The organism is uncultured Microbacterium sp., from assembly GCF_964244775.1.
Lineage (GTDB): Bacteria > Actinomycetota > Actinomycetes > Actinomycetales > Microbacteriaceae > Microbacterium.
In genome coordinates, this window is record NZ_CAXTJR010000009.1 from 37454 (window position 1) to 54589 (window position 17136).

10 protein-coding genes are annotated in these 17136 nt (G+C 67.3%); all 10 read right to left on the reverse strand.

Annotation, left to right across the window (positions count from 1 at the left end):
• Nucleotides 1-17: 17 nt before the first annotated feature.
• Nucleotides 18-1244, reverse strand: coding sequence for a pyridoxal-dependent decarboxylase, exosortase A system-associated (locus tag ACFE6Z_RS13490; RefSeq protein WP_375386209.1), 1227 nt, complete (start codon nucleotides 1242-1244; stop codon nucleotides 18-20).
• The gene (locus ACFE6Z_RS13495; protein ID WP_375386210.1) at nucleotides 1241-2800 is read right to left on the reverse strand and encodes an acyl-CoA ligase (AMP-forming), exosortase A system-associated; all 1560 of its coding nucleotides are present in this window, start codon (nucleotides 2798-2800) and stop codon (nucleotides 1241-1243) included. Before ACFE6Z_RS13495 ends, ACFE6Z_RS13490 begins: the two co-directional genes overlap by 4 nt.
• Nucleotides 2797-5181, reverse strand: coding sequence for a glycosyltransferase (locus tag ACFE6Z_RS13500; RefSeq protein ID WP_375386211.1), 2385 nt, complete (start codon nucleotides 5179-5181; stop codon nucleotides 2797-2799). The genes ACFE6Z_RS13495 and ACFE6Z_RS13500 overlap by 4 nt, the downstream gene beginning before the upstream one ends.
• Entirely contained in the window at nucleotides 5181-6632 is a 1452-nt protein-coding gene (locus ACFE6Z_RS13505) for a lipopolysaccharide biosynthesis protein (protein ID WP_375386212.1), read from the reverse strand. Before ACFE6Z_RS13505 ends, ACFE6Z_RS13500 begins: the two co-directional genes overlap by 1 nt.
• The gene (locus tag ACFE6Z_RS13510) at nucleotides 6625-7740 is read right to left on the reverse strand and encodes a DegT/DnrJ/EryC1/StrS family aminotransferase (protein WP_375386213.1); all 1116 of its coding nucleotides are present in this window, start codon (nucleotides 7738-7740) and stop codon (nucleotides 6625-6627) included. The genes ACFE6Z_RS13505 and ACFE6Z_RS13510 overlap by 8 nt, the downstream gene beginning before the upstream one ends.
• Nucleotides 7737-8363 (reverse strand): NeuD/PglB/VioB family sugar acetyltransferase, encoded by a 627-nt coding sequence (locus tag ACFE6Z_RS13515; RefSeq protein WP_375386214.1) that lies wholly within the window; start codon nucleotides 8361-8363, stop codon nucleotides 7737-7739. The genes ACFE6Z_RS13510 and ACFE6Z_RS13515 overlap by 4 nt, the downstream gene beginning before the upstream one ends.
• Nucleotides 8360-9505, reverse strand: coding sequence for a DegT/DnrJ/EryC1/StrS family aminotransferase (locus tag ACFE6Z_RS13520; RefSeq protein WP_375386215.1), 1146 nt, complete (start codon nucleotides 9503-9505; stop codon nucleotides 8360-8362). Before ACFE6Z_RS13520 ends, ACFE6Z_RS13515 begins: the two co-directional genes overlap by 4 nt.
• Complete coding sequence (locus ACFE6Z_RS13525; protein WP_375386216.1) at nucleotides 9502-10494, reverse strand: NAD-dependent epimerase/dehydratase family protein; 993 nt, start codon at nucleotides 10492-10494, stop codon at nucleotides 9502-9504. The genes ACFE6Z_RS13520 and ACFE6Z_RS13525 overlap by 4 nt, the downstream gene beginning before the upstream one ends.
• Complete coding sequence (locus tag ACFE6Z_RS13530) at nucleotides 10491-11555, reverse strand: Gfo/Idh/MocA family protein (protein WP_375386217.1); 1065 nt, start codon at nucleotides 11553-11555, stop codon at nucleotides 10491-10493. The genes ACFE6Z_RS13525 and ACFE6Z_RS13530 overlap by 4 nt, the downstream gene beginning before the upstream one ends.
• 66 nt (nucleotides 11556-11621) lie before the next feature.
• Complete coding sequence (locus ACFE6Z_RS13535; RefSeq protein ID WP_375386218.1) at nucleotides 11622-17033, reverse strand: DUF4082 domain-containing protein; 5412 nt, start codon at nucleotides 17031-17033, stop codon at nucleotides 11622-11624.
• Nucleotides 17034-17136 lie beyond the last annotated feature (103 nt).

Here is a 17136-nt window from a genome sequence, read left to right on the forward strand (position 1 = left end):
TTGGATAGTCGTAGGGGTCAGACGAGCACTTCGGCGGGTGCCGGGTGCCCGAGGAAGGCGGTGGGACTGGCCGTGAGGCCGTAGGCTCCGGCCTGGAAGATGACGATCAGGTCGTCGATGTCGGCAGGCGGGAGTTCGATGTCGTCGCCCAGCAGATCGAGCGGCGTGCAGAGGCAGCCCACGACCGTGACGGGATCATCGGATGCTGCGTCCACGCGATTGCCGACGACCACCGGGTAGTTCCGGCGGATCGCCTGCCCGAAGTTTCCGGACGCAGCGAGCTGGTGGTGCATACCTCCGTCGACCACGAGGTAGGTCTTGCCGCGTGAGACCTTCCGGTCGAGTACGCGCGTGACATAGATGCCGCTCTCTCCGACGAGATAGCGACCGAGCTCGATGACGGGGCTCGCCTCGGGGAAGCGCTCAGCGATCGGCCCGTCGACCAAGGCATGGAGGTTCGCGGCGACCGCATCGAGGTCGAGCGGCTCGTCTTTTGCCGTGTACGGGATGCCGAACCCACCGCCGAGATTGAGGTACCGCACCGGTGTGGCGAGGTGTTCGGCGAGCGAAGTGATCAGATCGACGGTGCGGGTCTGCGCTTCGGCGATGATCGCGGCGTTGAGGTTCTGCGAGCCTGCGAACACGTGGAAGCCGAGGACGTTGACCCCGGATGCGGCGACCTCGCGCAGCACGTCGGGCACCACCTCCGCGTCGATGCCGAACTGCTGCGGCCCGCCGCCCATGCGCATGCCGGACCCCTTGACGGCGAAATCCGGGTTCACCCGGATTGCGATCGTCGGCGTCAGCCCGAGCCCATCGCCTGCCGCAACCACCCGGCGGAGCTCGGTCGTGGACTCGATCTCGATGATGATGCCCGCCGCGACTGCCTGGCGGATCTCGGCGGGTGTCTTGCCCGGGCCCGCGAAGCTGACGCGATCGGGGCGGATCGTCGTGTCGAGCGCAGCCTGCAGCTCGAGACCGGACGCGACGTCGATCCGGTCGACGCGGCGGGCAAGGTGCTGCACGACGGCAGGCATCGGGTTGGCCTTCATCGCGAAGCTGAGCTCGATGCGCGCCGGCAGAGCTGCCCGCAGCCGGTCGACGCGCGCGTCGAGAAGGCCACGGTCGTAGGCGAAGAACGGAGTAGAACCCACGCGCGCCGCGAGTCGGCTGAGCGGCAACCCGCCCACGTGGAGTTCGCCATCGGCGGTGCCGAACCCGGCGACGTGGTCGGAGGGTTTCATGCGGATACCTCGGCCTTCAGAAGGTTGCGATCGAACTTGCCGTTGGGTGATCGCGGGAGCTCGTCGCGCACATCGATCTGCCCCGGAACCATGTAGAGCGGGAGAAGATGGCGGAGCGCTGTCGTGAGGGCTGCGACCTCGAGTTGCGGCTGGGAGGGTGTGACGACGAGCACGATCCGCTGACCGAGCGCGGCGTCCGCCAGGCCCAGGGCTACAGCATCCCGCACGAAACCCGTGCTGTAGGCCGCCTCCTCGATCTCGGTCGGACTCACTCGGTAGCCCGACGTCTTGATCATGTCGTCGGCGCGGCCGACGAAGTAGAGGAAACCCTCCTCGTCAGCGACGACGGTGTCGCCCGACCAGACCGCCAGCTCCGGCGCGCGCCACTCCTGGCCGGGGTGGTGTACGACGCGGTAGCGCTCAGCTGTGCGGACGGGGTCATTCCAGTAGCCCAGCGCCACGAGCGCGCCGCGGTGTACGAGCTCGCCCTGCTCCCCAGGTGCGCAGCGTGTGCCGTCGGGGCGGAGGACGAGGATCTCGGCGTTCGGTATCGCCTTCCCGATCGAGTCGGGCCGGCGGTCCACCTCGGCCGGATCGAGGTAGGTCGAGCGGAACGCCTCGGTGAGTCCGTACATCAAGTACGGGTCGGCCGGAGTGAAGGTCGAGCGCAGGCGGTCGAGCGTGGCCCGCGGCATCCGTCCCCCCGTGTTTGCGAAGTACCGCAGTTTTTTCGCCGCCTCGTCGGGCCAGGGGATGTCGGCCAGCTGCAGCCAGAGAGGCGGGACGGCGGTGAGCCCGGTGACGCCGTGCTGCGCGCAGAGCTTCGGCACCTCGCGGGGCAGCAGATAGTTCATGAGCACGACGTGCGCGCCGACCGCGAAGGCGGTGGTCACCTGACTGAGACCGGCGTCGAAGCTCAGCGGCAGCACGCTGAGGATGACGTCGTCGCTCGTGTTTCCCAGGTAGGTGCTGACGCTCTCGGCGCCCACGATGAGGTTGCGATGGCTGAGGACGACGCCCTTCGGCTTGCCCGTGCTGCCCGAGGTGTAGAGGATCGCGGCAGGATCGAGATCGATCGCTCCGGATGCGGGAGGGGTCGCATCTTCGGATGCCTCGCGCCACGCGTGGACGGAGTACGCCACAGCTTCGGCGGGCTCGGCGCTGCCGACGACGATCACGTGCTCCACCGCCGTGTGCGGGAGCAGCTCGGCGAGCTGTGCGAGCCGATCGGTCGAGGTGACCAGAATGCGGGCGCCGCTGTCACTCAGGATGTGCCCGACCTGCGTGGACTTCAGGACGTGGTTGACGGGCACGAACATGCCGCCCGCGGCCGAGGCTGCAAACATCGCCACGACGGTCTCGATCCGCTTCTCGAGGTAGATGGCGACCCGATCGCCGGGGTCGAGGCCGAGAGCACGCAGTTGCGCCGCCACGACGGCCGCGGAGCGCCAGGCCTGCGCGTAGGTGACACTGTCATCCTTGTACGTCAGCGCTGGAGCATCGGGAGTGGATGCCGCAGTCCCCTGAAGCAGATGATGGAAGGCTGTGCGGATCATCGCCTGGGGTCCTCTCGCAGCATCGTGATCAGACGGCGAGCTCGCGAATCCCATCCGTGCCCCTCCGCCGACGTCCGGATGATCGCACGGTCCCACGTCTCCGATACCGCATCCCGCACTGCGTCGATGAAGTCGGCGCGTCCCCGCGCGATGTGAACGAAACGCGAATCCAGCCCTTCCGCCGTGACCACATCGGTGGCGACAACCGGAAGTCCGGCCGAGAGGTACTCAAGCGTCTTCAAAGGGTAGCTCCGACGATTGAACATCGTGTCAGCGTAGGGGGTGAGACCCACGTGCATCGCGCGGTAATAGCCGGCGAGTGCGTCCCTCGGCACCCGATCGACCCACTGCACACCCGGGAGATTCACTAGTGCGTCGAACGCGTCTTCCTCGGCCGCGGTTGCGAACGAGCGCGGCCCGACCAGAAGCAGACTGATGCCCGCTTTCTGCACGGCGCCGAGAAGGTTCAGATCGATGCGCGAGTTGAACTGGCCAACGACGCCCGCGATAGGCGCGGGCAGGTCGATGTCGGAAGCCGCCGAATCGGCATCCACCTGGAACCGCAGGACGTCGGCGCCGTTTGGCAGCCAACCCGGGGCGAGCTCGGTTCGCTGCAGATGCCGGGCGAGCTCGGGGGTCACAGCGAGTACTCGATGTGCCGCCTTCAAGTTGGCCTCGCGCGACGCGCCAAGGTAGCTCTTGCTGACGCCCCAGAACTGCGACGCCTGCACGAAGTCGTCGGTGGCGAAATAGACCTTCAGGCCTGGCATCCTCCGAGTCAGGTACAGCATCGGAGCGGTCGACGAGACGATCACCGCAGCGGGCTCCAACCCGCGTGCGGCGAGGTGACGGTACGCCACCGCTGCGCGACGCCGGTTGGCGACACCGCGCAGGATCGGACGCTGCACGCCGGGTAGAGTCATCGCCCGCAGCCGTGTCACGTGCGGCAGCGGCTGTGACACCGAAGGGATTCCACGGTCCCTGCGTCGGATCGGCGCATACGGCGTGTCGACCCACACGACGTCGAAGTCGTCCGCAAGCTGCGCAACGAGCTGGCGATCGGTGCCCGCCATGGTGTCCCAGCCGACACCGGGAAAGTAGAGGATCGTCCCGCGCCGCGAGCCCTCGAGCACCGGGGAATCGACAGTCGGCCTGATGGTCGTGACCGGATCAGCGTTGAAGTCATCCGCGCGCTGCGTGCCGCGGAACCGGGCGAGGCGTTGCGTGATGTGGTAACGGGCGAGTCCCGCGAACGAGCGGACGCCATCCAGGATCCGCCGCTTTTGAGAGGACCGGGTCGCCCACGCTTCGCGGTAAATGGCGAGCTGACGCGCCGCCGCCGTTTCCAGCGAGAAGTCGTTCACGACACGGCGGCTGTACTCGCCGAGATCTCGACGACGCTGCGCGTCGGCGAGCAGGGGTTCCAGCTGGCGCGCGAGCGCGCCGGCACCGTCGGCAACGTCGTCGCCGACGCCGTACCAGCCGCGCCACTGGAAGTCGGCCAGGGTCTCGGGTGTCAGTGTGCGGAAGAACCCGAGCTCGCCCTGGACGACGAGTGGTTTGCCGAAGGCGAGCGATCGTAGGGCGGAACCGCCCATACCGATCGCGATGTCGGCGACCGCGTAGGCGGCGCGTGGGTCGTCCAGCTGCCCGGTGAACACTACGGTACCTGCGCCCACGCGCGCGTTCACCGCGTCCGCGGCGGACTCCATCGATTCGCGCGCTTTCCCGTCGCCGACGATGAGAAGCTGGAAAGGATGCGTGGCGGCGAGGTTACCCGCGACCTCGATCGCGGTAAAGATTCCTTCGGCCTTCAGTTCCGGCACGAGTCGGCTCACGATCACCACCGTCGGACGGTCATCGAGGCCCCAACGTCGACGGAACTCAAAGAGCCCGTCGGCGGAGGGCGCCTGATTATGCTCGAGATCGACGGGCGGCTCGATCAGCGCCACCTCTAGCCGGCCCGCACGCTGCTCCGCTGCGGCGATCTGCTGCGTGCCGACGACGAGAGGCATGCTGCGCGGAAGGAACGGGGCGACTGCCATCGACATCACGGTGCAGACCGCGGCAACGTCAGGCAGGCGCTCGGCGGCCATCGCCGCCTCCAGACCAGGCGGCCACTCGTACCCATGGATGATGTCGATGCCGCGCTCCCGCGTGATCTCTCGCAGACGGCGAGCGATACGCAATGACGGGCGCCGACCCGGATCGGGCGACTCAATGAAATCCAGGCCGAGCTCCTCGATTCGACCGCAGAGGGTGCCCCGCCGTCCGAAGATGATGCACTCGTGACCGAGCGCCGTTACCGCCGCCGCGAGTTCGATGGCGTTGGTCTGACTGCCGCCCATGTTCAGGTCGTGGGGGTAAACAAGGATACGCATCACGCCCCCCGTACCGCGAGACGTAGGCGGCGCAGGTCGTCGCGTCTACTCAGGGCGAGGAGGGAGATCACCGCGACGGCGAATACCGCGGAGGCCACTGCAGCCAGGAACGGCATCCGGATCCACGTGGAGAGCCCCCAGGCCACACCCCACACGACGAGGCCCGCGAACACCGGCATCCACACGGATCGCAGCAGTCCCGTCGCCCCGATACCGACCCGTCGCAGGCTCAGGACGTAGAGCGGCGCGGAGACCACCAGAGCCACGACGAACTGGCTCGCCGCCACACCGGACTCGCCGAACGGTCCGACCGCGAGCAGCATGAGCGGCAGCGACACGGCGAACGAGCACGCCTGGATGATCAGCACCGCACCGGAACGACCCTGCACGACGAGATAGTCGTAGCAGAGTTCGAACCAGATGCGCAGCGCGGCGAAGGCCGCCATCCAGAGCAGCACGCCCGCCGCCGGCGCCCACTGCTCTCCGTACACGAAGTCGACCACAGGCTGGGCGGCACCACTGATCGCGAGGCACGCCGGGACGGCAACGCAGGAGAGTACCGCGAGAACCCGGCTGAAGTTGCGCGACATCCGATCGGGCTCGGCCTTCAACGCTGAGAATGCGGCGGGTGCGACCGCCCGCAGAGGCTGCGAGAAGATCGACACCGGCCAGCTGGCGAGATTGAAGGCCAGCACGTAGAACCCGAGCGCCTCGGCGCCGAGCATGGAGCCGACGACGATCTGATCGGCGTACCCCGATGCGAACACCACGATGCTGGATGCCGCCAGAGGCAGACCGAAGCGCAGAAGCCGACCGGCGACCTCGCGGTTCCACCCGAAGCCGTAAGGAATCGGCGACCACCTCCAGATCATCACGGCGAACACGAGACTGGCGATCAGCCGTCCGATCGCGAGACTCATCGCTCCCCAGCCGAGGAGTGCGAACACGAGTGACAGCCCCGCCCCCAGCCAGGTGTTGACCTGATCCGCTATGGTGCGTTGCTTCTGCATGAACTCGCGCTGCAGGATCGCAGCCGGGGTCGCCACCAGTCCGTTGATGAGGATGGAGAGAGCGATCACCTGCACGACCGGTGTCGCCTGCACGTCGCCGAGCGCAGTGGAGATCCAAGGGGCAGTGAGGATCATCCCGACCGTGAGGATCATGCTGCTGCCCACGGCGATGGTATTGATGGTGGGCGCGATAGTGGACGGGTCGTCGCGCCATCGGATGACCGCCAAGCTCACTCCGAGCTCATTGAAGCTGAGCACCGCAGCGAGCGCGACCGTAGCGATGGCGAAAACGCCGAACTCGCTGGGTCCGAGCACACGAGCGAGGGCGATGCCGATGGCGAGTGTGCCGAGACGCGCGACGACCGTGTTGCCGAAGCTCCAACCGAACGCGCGGGTGGCCTTCTTGGAGACCGAGTCGTCTTGGGGCGTCTGGTCAGTCACGCCGCACAGCCCTCGCCAGATGATCGGCTACGCCGCCCTGCTGCTGCTCGGTGAGGTGGGGGAACATCGGCAGCGACAGGATGCTGTCGGCCGCTGCCTCCGCGACAGGAAACTGGCCACGGCGGTACCCGAGCGACGCGTACGCCTCGGTCAGGTGGACGGGAGTCGGGTAGTGGATGCCGACGCCGATGCCGGCGGTCCCGAGCTCAGCCATGACGCGGTCGCGCTCAGCGACGCGCACGACGTACAGGTGCCACACGTCCTGGTTGCCCGGCCGCACCGACGGGATGCGCACGCCCGCGACATCCGCCAGCAGCTCCTCGTAACGGGCGGCGGCGGCGCGGCGGGCGGCGTTCCAGCCATCCAGGCGACGCAGCTTCGCCCGGAGGACCGTGGCCTGCACGGCATCCAGTCGCGCGTTCATGCCGACGTGGTCGTGCACGTATTTGACCGAACTTCCGTGGCCACCGAGGTTGCGTACGAGGGCGGCGACCTCGGCGTCGTCGGTCATGACGGCGCCGGCGTCGCCGGCGGCGCCCAGGTTCTTGCCGGGGTAGAAGCTCGTTGCGGCAACCCTCGACAGGGCGCCCGCGCGGCCCGCCGACGAGGTGGCGCCCTGGGCCTGGGCGGCATCCTCGATCAGCACGAGTCCGTGCTTCTCGGCGATCGGCGCGATCCGCTCGACCGGAGCGGTCTGGCCGAACAGGTGGACGGGCACGATCGCACGGGTGCGCGGCGTGATCGCCGCCTCGACGGCGTCCGGGTCGATGAGGAGGAACTCGTCGTCGACGTCGACCGGGACCGGCACTGCGCCGATCCGGGAGACGGCTTCCGCTGTCGCGATGAAGGTGTTGGCCGGGATGATCACCTCATCGCCCGCTCCGATGCCGACGGCCCGGTAGGCGAGCTCGAGGGCATCGGTGCCGTTGGAGACACCGACCACGTGCTGCACGCCGATGTAGTCGGCGTACTCGCGCTCGAAGGCGTCGACCTCAGGACCGCCGATGAAGCCGGCCGAGGCGAGCTGGCGCTGCCAGACCGGCAGCACCTCATCGGCGATCTCCGCCTGCTGGGCGGCGAGGTCGAGGAACGGAACGGTGGTGGTCATTCGGACACTTCCAGGGGTCGGGCGGGCACTCCGGCCCAGGTCTGTTCTTTCGGCACATCGGCGAGCACGGCGGCGCCCATCCCCACGGTGGCCTCGCGGCCGACCGTCAGGCCCTGCCGGATGGAGGCGTTCATTCCGATGTAGGCCGCTTCACGAAGACGCACACCACCACCGAGCGAAACGCCGGAAGCGAGAGTCGCGTAATCCTCGAGCACGCAGTCGTGGGTGATCGTCGTGTTCGGCATCACGACCACGTGGTGGCCGATCGTCGCATTCGCGGTGACGACCACACCATCCAGCAGGATGCTGCCCCCGCCGATCTCGCTGCCCGCCCCTATGCGCGCCGAGCGCGCGACGTAGATCGCGAAGCGCTCTTCCGTCACGCCGAACTTGATGAGCCGGCGCACGACGTTGCGGCGGCTCGCGCTCGGGCCCACGCAGACCAGCAGCGACTCGTCGCGCTTTACCGCGTCGGCGATCGAGCCCACCACGGGCACTCCCGCGATGTCGCCGCCGTACAGGTCTTCGTTGTCGTCGACGATTCCGACCACGCCGGTGATGCCGGCGGCGAGCACCTCGCGGGCCAGTCCACTTGCCCCCACGAGCAGGAGTCCTTCGGTCACGACACTGCGCTCGCGGGGTCTCGGAGCACGGCGATGACGCGCTCCTGTTCGGCATCCGTCAATGTGTGGAAGACGGGGAGGATGAGCGTGCGATCGTTGAGCTGCTCGGTGACGGGCAGACCCTGCGGCGGAGTGAGGGCGCGGTAGGGCGGCTGCCGGTGCGAGGCCATGATTCCGCGCCGCGCGGAGATGTCCGCGTGCGCGAGCGCCTCCAGCAGTCCCTCCCGGTCGGTCGGGTAATCGTCGCCGACCTCCACCCAGAACGATTGGAAGTTGCCCGTCCCATATGCGGGGTCTGCGACGGCGCGCAGGCCCGGGATCGCCTCGATCGCACGCTGATAAGTTTCGGCGATCTGGCGGCGCCGCTCGACGATCTGCGGCAGTCGACCGAGCTGGACGAGCCCGACGGCCGCCTGCAGGTCGGTCATCCGGAAGTTGAAGCCCATCTCGCTGTACTCCTCCGCCGGAGGAAGCACCGAGGCATGGCGGTCGGCGGCCGAGACGCTCATGGCATGCTCGCGGAGGTGGCGCGCACGCGCCGCCCAGTCCTCGCGCTGCGTCGTGATCATGCCGCCCTCGCCGGTGGTGAGGAGCTTGCGGGGGTGGAAGGACCACGCGGCGATGTCGGCCCCCGCGCCGACCGGGCGACCCTTGTAGGTCGAGCCGGCGCCGCACGCGGCATCCTCCACCACAACGATCCCCCGTGGGTCGGTGACGGCGCGAACGTCGTCGAGGTCGACGGGCACACCACCTTGGTCGACCGCGATGACCGCCTTCGTCGCGTCCGTGAGCACCGCCGCAACCGAGTCGCCGGTGATGTTGCCCGTCACCGAATCGACATCGCAGAACACGGGATTCGCCCCGACGTAGCGGACCGCGTTGGTGGTCGCGATGAAGGAGAAGGAGGGGATCACGACGTCGTCACCGGGGCCGATGCCTACGACGATCAGCGCCAAGTGCAGCGCGGTGGTGCAGCTGGTGGTCGCGACGCCGTAAGGCGCCTGCATGGCCGCGGCGAACTCCTGCTCGAAACGCAGCACACGCGGGCCCTGAGCGACCCAGCCGCTCGCGATCGCCTCGGCGACAGCATCCGCTTCCTCCTGGCCGAGCCAGGGAACCATGACGTTGATGCGGTCGCTCATGCGCTGACCGTCCGCCCGGCGCCGATCTCATCGCGAAGCGGCGTCCACCACTCCACGAGCTGGCGCAGCCCCTCCTCCAGACCGATCGTGGCCTCGAAGCCGAGGTCGCGCTTCGCGGCACTCGTGTCGGCGAGGCGTCGGGTCACGCCGTTGACGGCGCGTTCGGGGCCGTGTTCGACGCCCAGGTCCGACCCCATCACGCGCAGCAATGCCTCGGCGAGTTCGAGCAGACTCGTCTCGGTGCCACTGGCGATGTTGTAGTCGCCGTCGACGACGTCGCTCTGACCGGCGAGGACGTTCGCGCGGGCGATGTCTGGCACGCACACGAAGTCCATCGTCTGCTGCCCATCGCCGAAGATGAGCGGCGGCTTGCCGTCGGCGATCCGCTCCATCCACCGGACGAGCACCTCGGTGTAGAGGCCGTGCACATCCATGCGCGGTCCGTACACATTGAAGTAGCGGAGGATCACGTAGTCCAGCCCCTGCATCGCGCGGAAGCTCCGGATGAGACCCTCGTTGAACGACTTCGCTGCGCCGTAGAGGGTGTCGTTGTTGTGATGGTGGTGACGCTCGGTTGTCGGAAACTCCTCCGCCAGCCCGAACACGGAGGCGCTGGACGCCGCGACGAGCTTCTTCACGCGATGCCTGGCCGCCGACTCCACGACGTTGAACGTGCCGTCCACCAGCACCTCGAGTGCGAGCCGGGGCTCTTCGGCGCACTGCGTGATGCGGATGGCCGCCTGGTGATATACGAGGTCCTTGCCGGCAGTGAGGTCGTCCACGAGCTTCGCGTCGCGGATGTCGCCGTCGACCAACGTGACGCGCCCGGATCCGAGCGCATCGTCGAGGTTGCCCACCCGGCCTCGCACGAGGTTGTCGAGGACGTCGATGTGGGCGACGCCCGCGTCCAGCAGCTGGTCGACGAGCGTGGAGCCGATTGTGCCTGCGCCCCCCGTGACGAGGATGTCGGTACCTTCGAGGTTCGTCATGATGCGGGGTCTCCGTTCGTGTGGCCGGAAGCCACGGGGTAGGGGGCGCCGAAACGGCCGAGGCTGCCCGTGGCCGCCTCGAGCACGGACAGGACGCGAAGGCCAGACTCGCCACTCGTGCGCGCGTCGCGCTTCTCTCGGATGGATGCCGCGAATTCGGCGGCCACGTTGGCGAGCGCCTCGTGCTCCGGAAGGGCGGGAGCCCAGGTGTCGCCGAGGCGGTAAGAGATTGTGGAAGCCTGCGTGTCGGCTGTTGCGGCGGACTGAAGGGCCAGATCCACACCGCGGTCGTAGACGCTCACGCGCTGCTGAGGATTGAGGTCGTCCCACACCAGGGTGCGCTTCGTGCCGCCGATGACCATCTGGCGGATCTTGGTCGGGCTGAGCCAGTTGACGTGCACGTGGGCGATCGCGCCGCCGGCCAGCGGCATCGCGAGATACCCCACGCAGGACTTGCCGGTGCGGAGCGGATCTGCACCGTGCGCGGAGACGGTCTCGGCCTGGAGGCCGCCGGGCAGCACGAAGTCCATGATCGACAGATCGTGTGGCGCGAGGTCCCAGAAGACGTCGACATCGGGCTGGATGAGCCCGAGGTTGATGCGCACGCTGTCGACGAAGAGGATGTCACCCAGGAAGTCGTCGGCGATGAGTTCGCGGATCTTGAGCACGGCCGGCGTGTAGCAGTAGGTGTGGTCGGCCATGAGGACGAGGCCGTTCTGCCGCGCGCGCTGCACCATCTCTACGCCCCGCGCGCGCTCGTCGGCGAGGGGCTTTTCCACCATGACGTGCTTCCCAGCATCCAGGGCCTTCAGCACGATCGGGTGGTGCGTGCGCGCCGGGGTCGCGATCGCGATCGCGTCGATGCCCGGATCGGCGAGCACGTCGTCGAGGCTCGGCGTGACCGGCACGCCGCCCACCCCGTCGGCCACGCGCTGGGCGCGCTCGACGTCGAGGTCGCAGATCGCTGCGAGATTCCAGTCCGGACTGGACCGGAAATTACGGGCCAGATTCGGGCCCCAGTAGCCCGCCCCGATCACTGCCACGTTCAGTCGCGAAGACACGCTGAAGTCACTCCCCCTCGTAGAACCGCACCCCCGCGCGGCGTCATCAGATGTGGACGGGATGTCCTAGTTGTCCGGGTTGAAGATCACGTCTACCCAGAATTTCGTCGTCGATGTGGTGCTGGGATAGTTCGCGGAGTAAATATACGCTCCGCCGGTTGCGTACGTGGAGAGCGGCCCAGACGTCAACACGGACGACAATCCGCCGGTCGTGGACGGGTAGCGCCCCGAGCTGCTGTACATCCCGACCCGGTACTCGGCGCCGACGGTGAGTCGAACGGGCGTGGACAGCGTTGCCGTCTGCCACCCGGATGCCGTCTCGTTGGCGAACGTCACCGTCGCGAGCTTGGTCCCGTTCGACGCCCACAAGTAGCCCGTGTGCGTACCCGTATTCAGGTTGCCCTTGTAGAAGCGAATGGCCGTGACCACGCCGGCACTCGAAGTCTTGAACCGCGTGCCGATCTGCATGGACTGGGCGACCGAGGTATTGGCGTTGGCGGGCGTCGCGGTGGTGCCGAAGATCGTGACGGGTGCCGACTTCGTCGTGAACGTCCAGCCGCCGCCCGTGACGGCCGCGCCGTTCGCCGTAACCGTAGCCGTGTACGTCTTCGACCAGTCGAGCGCTGCCGTGGGCGTGAACGTCACGACCTTCGTCGTGGTGTTGTACGCCGAAGATCCTGCCACGTTCGCGCCGGACAGCGTCAGAGCCAGCGAGGCCGACGTGGCGTTCGCAAGTGTCGCGGTCACCGTCTTGACCGTCGCCGGGTCGACGCCCGTCGCCGCGCTCGCCGGCGTGCGAGCGGAGATCGTGACAGCAGGAGGCGGCGTCGGTGTGGGTGACGGAGTCGGCGTGGCGGTTGGCGTCGGGCTGGCTGTCGGCGTCGCCGACGGCGTGGGCGTGGCGGTTGGCGTCGGGCTAGCGGTCGGCGTGGGCGTGGCGGTTGGCGTCGGGCTAGCGGTCGGCGTCGGCGTCGGCGTCGGCGTCGGCGTCGGCGTCACAATCGGCGCCGCAGTACCGAAGGTCACTTCGGCGTCGACGAAGTAACTCGATGAGTTGAAGGACCCCGTCGGGAAGCCTCCGTTCGTCCCATAGCGGAATAGCCCGTTTTGCGGCGAGACCCCCGTGATACGCCCGCTGATACGGGGGGACGCGAAGTAGGACCCCTGCATCGCGTAGCGACCGTTCGGCGCATAGTAGGAAACCACGTACGTCTGTCCCGGGGCGACGGCGATCGGGTTGCTAAGCGCCGCCCGCTGCCAGCCTGTAGTCGTCTCGGCATCGAAGGTCACGGTCGCGAGCTTTGTGCCGTCGGACGACCAAAACGACCCGACATGGGTGCCGGTGTTGCCTGTGCCCTTATAGAACCGGATTGCAGTCACGTTGCCTGCCTCGGCCACTGTGAACGACGTGCCGACCTCGACGGGGTCGGCGTCGGGTACGGCGCCCTCGTAGGGCACGACCGGGCCGAAGAGCGTTTCAGTTACGACAGTCGCTGGAACGAACTCTATGTCGACGAAGTAGTTTGTCGAGTTCCACGAGGCGGTGGGACGCCCCGAGCTGCCATACAGGTATGTTCCGTTGTTCGCGACGACGGTTGTCAAGGCGCCGCTCGTCTTAGCCGTGGCGAGACCAGCGCCCTGGTAGCTGTAGTTTCCGTTAGGCGCCAGGTAAGACACGGTGTACTGGGTACCAGGAGTGAGCGTGACCGGCGCGCTCAGCACCGCCCGCTGCCAGCCTGTGGTGGTCTCGTTCGTGAAGGTGACCGTCGCTAGCGGAGTGGCGCCATCACCCCACAACCATCCGATGTGTGTGCCAGTGTTCGCAGAAGACTTGTAGAACCTAAGCGCCCGAACCTCACCCGGCGCCGATGTCGTGAACGACATACCGAGGATTACCGAAGCGGTGTCATCGGTGGCCGTCGACGCGTTCGGAGACTGACCGTTGAAGAACGACACCACCGGATCGGTGCTGGGCGTCGTCGTGGTGAACGACCATGAGGCGTTGGCTCCGGCAACACCGTTCGTTCCGGTGACGCTGGTGACAAAGGCAGCGACCACGACCCCTGTAGGCAGAGGCGCAGCCGGCGTAAAGGTAACGCTTTTCCCGTCTGCCGCGAGCGTGCTGGTGCCGAGGATGGCCGACCCGCCGCTGGTTGCGGCGATTGTGGCCGCAGATACGGTGGTGTCGAAGGAAGCTGTGACTGCGGTGTCAGCCGGCACGCCGGTCGAGCCATCCTGCGGGCTGACCGAGTTGACGGCCGGGCCTACTACCGGCGGTTCGAACACGACGTCGACACCGTAGTTGGTTCCCGAACTCTGCGCGGGAAAACCCCCAGTGTAGGTGTACTTTCCGCCGCTGGCCGCTACGACCAGCGGTCCGCGAGTCAAGCCCTGCCCGAACTGGCCGACGGTGACGGAATACCCCCCCGCGGGGGCAGTGTAAGACGCGACATAAGATGTGCTCGCGTCGATCGACACCGGCTGCGAGAGTGTAGCGGTCTGCCATCCTTGGGTCGACTCGCCCGAGAAGGTGACCGTGGCGAGAACTGCGCCCGCCGCACTCCACAACGTTCCCGTGTGTGTGCCGGTGTTCGCCAGACCCTTATAGAAGCGCAGAGCGGTGATCTTGCCACTCTGCGAACTGCTGAATTGCACGCCGAGCGTGACGGATGAGGAATCGTTCGCACTCTGGACATCGGGCGTCGAGGCGTCCGGGAATAGCGTGCATGGGCAGGTGCCATCGGGCAGCGTGGCTGCAGCAGTCTTGAACGACCAGACACCCCCTCCCGCCTCGATGCCGACCCCTAGCGCGTCCGAGGCGGTGACCGCGGCGGTGAACGTCGTGGACGGCGCCAGCGGGGCCGAGGGAGTGAGCTTGACGACCCGTGTCGCGGGATCGTACGCGACGGTTCCGGCGACTGTGGCGCCCGAGGCATCCGTCACAGCGAGGGTCACGGTGGACGCTACGGCCGCACGAGACAGCGTCGCGCTCACGGTCGTCGCCGCTGGGACACTCGACGAGCCGTCGAGTGGTGTCTTCGCCGTCAGCCGCAACGGAGTGCCGTCGACCTTGTCGAACAGGACGTCGACGTAGTAGTTCGATTCGCGGTACGCCGAGCCGGGCATGGTGCCGGCGGATCCGAAAACACCCGGCGCGGCGGTGCCGACAGCAGCGACCACCGCCACCGGAGAAGATGGACGTGCGCGGTAGGGCCAGTACTGATCGTCGACCGCGTACCCGCCCTGCGGTGCCGTGTACGAAACCGTGTAGTTATGACCGGCGGCGAGGGCGACGGGCGCAGCGAACTGTGCGGATTGCCAGCCCGATGCGGTCTCACCCGTGAAGGTCACCGTCGCCAGACGGGTACCCGTTGCGGAGTCCCACAGCGAGCCGACATGGGTGCCGGTGTTGGCCGTGCCCTTGTAGAACTTCACGCCCTTGGCGAAGCCGTCCGCGTCGGGGGTGAATTTCAGCCCCAGTTCCACAGCGCCCGCATCGGAGGCGGACGCCGTGGTGGGAACCGCCGTGCCGAGCGCGCTGAAGGGAGCCGCTATGGTGACGGCGTTGGCGGTGCCGGCCGCCGCAAAGTTCCCGCTGTCATCGATCGCGCGGGCCCTGATGGCACCACTTCCCGATCCTTGAACAACACCGGTGTACGACCACGAGGTCGTGCCGGTCGCAGGGTGCCACGACACTCCGCCGTCCGTGGAAATCTCGACGCCCGCGATCTGACCGGCGGCGTCGGAGGCGGTTCCGGTCACGCTGACGGTGGAGCCTCCCGCAATCGACGCACCCGCCGCGGGGCTCGTGATCGTCGTCGTAGGCGCCGTTGTATCGGTACTGGCGGCGGCAGCCGCGAGACCGCCCATAAGTGTCGTCGGCTGAGCCCCCATGTCGGCGAGGAGGTTAACCTGCGCCTGCTGCATGCGCACGTCGGCAGGTGCACCGTTACCGTCGTGCGTCTGGTCGAGGCCCCAGCCCCACTGGATGCTCGCCGCAGAGAACACTTTCGCCCCACTCGCGGCCTTGTACATCGTGACGTGGTGCTGTGTCGTGCCGGCAACCACCGTGCTGCCGTAGTCGGTGAGATACTGCGGCACCGCGCCGGTGGTGGTGGACAGACGCACCAGGCCCGCCGGGCGAAAACCGTTGTCGATGTCTTCGTTCGATTCGTATCCGATGGTGTGCGCCGCAAGCCCTACGGACGAACCCGCGGCCAGCGACGCAAGTGTGGTGTTGCGCCATAAGCGCATTTTGCCCTCAGCACTGGAGACCGTGACTGCTAGGTCGACGTTGTTGACCATGTACATCGTGCCGGTGAGCGCATTCTCTGGCTTGCCCCCGCCCTGCGCGGGCGCCGCGAATCTGGGATCGCGCCACGTACCCGTCCACTCCGAGCTCGGGTCGATCTTCGCGTTAGACCACGTCTCCTTGTACGACACCAGCGTCCGATAGGCGGTGTTGGATCCGTCGGCCGAGTTCTCGTAGCGCGTGCGCCAGTAGCCCTCATTACCCGTCAAGAACTGCAGGTTTACGCCGGCGTCGCGGGCTGCTTCCAGATTGGCGCGCTGGGCGCCTGACCAGTACTCGTCGTGGCCGACCGACAGCACGACCTTGTGAGTCAGAAGCTCGCCGCCCCGGCGATCGGTGTCGACACCGGCGATGTAGCTCATGTCGTAGCCGTTGCGCTCCATGAAGCGCACCGTGGCGTATTCGGAGGAGAAGTAGAAGTCGCGGCCCAGGTCGTTGCCGCGGGTCGCGAACGGCCGGTTGTAGCTGATCTTGTATGCGCGGCCATTGGCGGCGCCCTGATAGAAGTCCGATCCGCCGTACGTGTTGTAGGCCTGCCACGTCGGGTCGGAGGTCTGGAAGAGCACATTCGAGGTGTTGCCGTCATTGCGGACGATGAAGATGATGTGGCTCGCGTCGCCGTTGTCATTGCGCGTCAGCTTCGCGACGTAGACGCCGGACACGGCGTCGCCCGGTACGTTCCAGGAGGCGGAGACGCCCCAGGTGCCGCAGTCGTAGAGCTCGGTGGTCACATCGGACACGCACTGCGGCTGGATCTGCGGCAATGCGGCCGTGACTGGAACGGACTGGATGAATCGCGCCCCGAGTCCCTGGTACCAGCCGGTGCGGTAGATGTCGATCTTGTACGAGGCGGCCTTCGTGTCGATCTTGAAGTCGACCTTCTGGCCTGCGTTGACGCTGATGTCGGTGGCGAAGCCCTGGATGTCAGCATCGCCGGCACCGTCGATATCCCAGATGCTCGGATCAGTGCCGGGTTTGGAATTTTCGCAGACGATCCTGTTGATGGAGGCGCCGCAGTCGCTCCCCGCCGCCGCAGCGGTGGCGGGCGGCTGCAGCGCGACGAAAGCGGTCCCGACGAGCGCGATGATCGCCGCGTAAGCACCCAACCGTGCGCGGCGCGGCCACGCGCTGCGCGACTTCGACGTATCCCCAGAAACGCTCGACATAACTCCCCAGTTCTCGCCGCAGAACGACGAGTGATCCTCGCCCGCGAGTCCCCCTCACGAGCAGGTGTGCGACCACTTAGGCACTTCCCCAAGGCCGCGTGGT